This window comes from Arhodomonas sp. KWT, assembly GCF_010993615.1.
This window is the reverse complement of the sequence record NZ_WNXE01000278.1, coordinates 1-2,705: the sequence shown is the minus strand read 5'-3', so window position 1 is coordinate 2,705 and position 2,705 is coordinate 1. Positions and strand designations below refer to the sequence as shown.

The following is a 2,705-nucleotide window of genomic DNA, read 5'->3' as shown; positions in this document are numbered from 1 at the left end:
TTCCAGGATCACCGCCTGCTCGCCGACCGCACCGTCTTCGACAACGTCGCCCTGCCCCTGGTGATCGCCGGCACGCCGCGGCGCGAACTCGGGCGGCGGGTGCGCGCCGCCCTCGACAAGGTGGACCTGCTCCGCTACGAGCGCGCCCAGCCGGAGACCCTCTCCAGCGGCGAGCAGCAGCGCGTGGGCATCGCCCGGGCGGTGGTCCGGCGCCCGCCGGTGCTGCTCGCCGACGAACCCACGGGCAACCTCGACCCGGCGCTGTCGGCGGAGATCATGACCCTGTTCCGGCGCTTCAGCGAGCTCGGCGTCACCACCCTGATCGCCACCCATGACGTGGATCTCGTCGAGCGCCTCGGTCACCGCCGGATCAGCCTGAGCGGGGGCCGGGTGGTCGCCGACAGCGCCGGCACGGAGGCGCACTGAATGGCCGCCCACCGCAGCCGCCGCCGGATACGCGCACGCGCCGCCGCGTGGCTGGAGCACCACGGCCGCGCCGTGCTGGGTGCCCTCGGGCGGCTGCGCATGCAGTGGCTGGCCACACTCATGACCGCCGGGGTGATCGGCATCGCCCTCGCCCTGCCGGCGCTGTTCGTGGTGTTCATGGACAACACCCAGAACGTGCTCGGCGACTGGGACGGCCGCCCGCGGGTGTCGGTCTTCCTGGAGCGGGACGCCCCCATGGACCGGGCCCGGGAGACCGCGCAGCGCCTGCGCGGGCGCGACGACGTGCGCGCCGTCGAGGTCCTCACGCCGGAGGCGGCGCTGGCGGAGTTCCGCGCCCACACGCAGATGGACCGGGCACTGTCGCTGCTGGAGAGCAACCCGCTGCCGGGGGTACTGCTGGTGGAGCCGCCACCGGGCCTGTCCACGGCGCGGATCGACGCGCTCACCCGCACCCTGGAGGGGCTGGACATCGCCGCGGAGGTACGCCTGGACCGGGAGTGGGTCCAGCGTCTGCACGCGATCATCACCCTGCTCGCCCGGCTGGGCTGGCTGATCGCCGGCCTGCTCGCGCTGGCGGTACTGTTGGTGGTTGGCAACACCATCCGCCTGGAGATCGAGAACCGGCGCGAGGAGATCGTCATCACCAAGCTCCTCGGCGCCACTGACGCCTTCGTGCGACGGCCCTTCCTCTACACCGGGCTATGGCACGGGCTGTTCGGCGGCGCCATCGCCGCGATCCTGGTGGAGACGGCCTACCTGCTGCTCGCCGGCCCGGCGAACACCCTGGCCCGCAGCTACGCCAGCGGTTTCCGGCTGCAGGGCCTCGATCCGGCGGCCGCGGCCACCCTGCTGGCCTGCGGCGTCCTGCTCGGTCTGCTCGGCGCATGGATCGCCGTCGGTCGACACCTCAGCACGATAGAGCCACGCTGAGGTTGAAAACTGAGAAAATACTCATATAGTCCGAAAGGGAACTTTTTCACGGCCTCGTCACTCCAATCGGACGAGGCCCCGGGTGGCGGCCACAACTTCTGCTTCCGGCTCATAAAGGGGGAGCCATGGAAATGAGCAAGGCGATTGCCCGAAACGATCTCAGCAGCCTCCCGCTGCATGCCGGCAGCGAGGAGCACTACATCCAGGCGGTCAACCGTATCCCGACGCTCAGCGCCGAGGAGGAACAGGACCTGGCGACGCGCTACCGCGACGACAACGACCTCGACGCCGCGCGCTACCTGGTGATGTCGCACCTGCGCTTCGTCGTCCATGTGGCGCGGGGCTATACCGGCTACGGCCTGCCCCTCGCGGACCTGATCCAGGAGGGCAACATCGGCCTGATGAAGGCGGTCAAGCGCTTCGACCCCGACGTCGGAGTACGCCTGGTGTCCTTCGCGGTGCACTGGATCCGCGCCGAGATCCACGAGTTCATCCTGCGCAACTGGCGCATCGTCAAGGTCGCCACGACCAAGGCGCAGCGCAAGCTGTTCTTCAACCTTCGCGGCTCCAAGAAGCGCCTGGGCTGGCTCAACCGCGCCGAGGTCGAGGCCGTGGCCGCGGACCTGGGCGTGAAACCGGAAACGGTGATGGAGATGGAGTCCCGCCTGTCGGGCCAGGACGTGGGCTTCGACCCGCCGGAGACCTCCGACGACGAGGACAACGCCCCGCGTGCCCCCGCGGCCTACCTCCAGTACGCCGGCGACGACCCCGCCTCCGAAGTCGAGGGCGATGACTGGCGCAGCCACCAGCACGAGGCCCTGACCTCGGCGCTGGCCGGGCTCGACGAGCGCAGCCGCGACATCATCGCGCGGCGCTGGCTCAACGACGGCAAGGCAACCCTGCAGTCCCTGGCGGACCAGTACGGCGTCTCCGCCGAGCGCATCCGCCAGCTCGAGAAGAATGCCCTCGGCAAGCTCCGCGGGGCCATGGGCGGGGCGGCGGCCTGAGGCCGTCGCCGCGCGGCGACGGCGGCATCCTCAGGGGGTGCTGCCGTCGAAGCCCTCCCCCCAGGGCCAACTCCGCTCGTTGAGGCAGCGGAGCAGCTCCTCGTCCGTCATGGACCCCAGTTCCCGCTCCGCCTCCAGCCAGGTCGCCGACGCCAGCGGCACCTGACAGGCCCCGCCGCCGCTCTGCGGCATGAAAAGCACCATGTGCACCCCGTAGGACTCGCGTCCCACGAAAGCGGTCCAACTGCGTCCGTCGTCCGCGGTAATCGTTCGCATCGCCCGTCGCTCCACGCCGGCCGTGTATGTCCCCGGGCGCCGGGC

At 70.7% G+C, this 2,705-nt stretch carries 4 protein-coding genes; 3 read left to right on the top strand and 1 reads right to left on the bottom strand.

What is annotated here, in order from left to right:
- From G7A99_RS17825 to rpoH, 3 genes are all read left to right on the top strand, one after another.
- On the top strand, positions 1–426 hold a 426-nt coding region (locus tag G7A99_RS17825; RefSeq protein ID WP_163142704.1), incomplete at its 5' end, for a cell division ATP-binding protein FtsE.
- The gene (gene ftsX, locus G7A99_RS17820; protein ID WP_163142701.1) at positions 427–1,377 is read left to right on the top strand and encodes a permease-like cell division protein FtsX; all 951 of its coding nucleotides are present in this window, start codon (positions 427–429) and stop codon (positions 1,375–1,377) included.
- A gap of 131 nt (positions 1,378–1,508) precedes the next feature.
- Entirely contained in the window at positions 1,509–2,384 is an 876-nt protein-coding gene (gene rpoH, locus G7A99_RS17815) for an RNA polymerase sigma factor RpoH (RefSeq protein WP_163142698.1), read from the top strand.
- Positions 2,385–2,414: 30 nt separating this feature from the next.
- Here the strand turns inward: rpoH and G7A99_RS17810 are convergent.
- Positions 2,415–2,705, bottom strand: a 291-nt coding sequence (locus G7A99_RS17810; protein WP_205599902.1) for a hypothetical protein, incomplete at its 5' end; no start/stop codon positions are given.

Excerpts from the sequence above, each read along its gene's own strand:
- ftsX (WP_163142701.1), top strand. The coding sequence starts at position 427 with ATGGCCGCCCACCGCAGCCGCCGCCGGATACGCGCACGCGCCGCCGCG.
- rpoH (WP_163142698.1), top strand. The coding sequence starts at position 1,509 with ATGAGCAAGGCGATTGCCCGAAACGATCTCAGCAGCCTCCCGCTGCAT.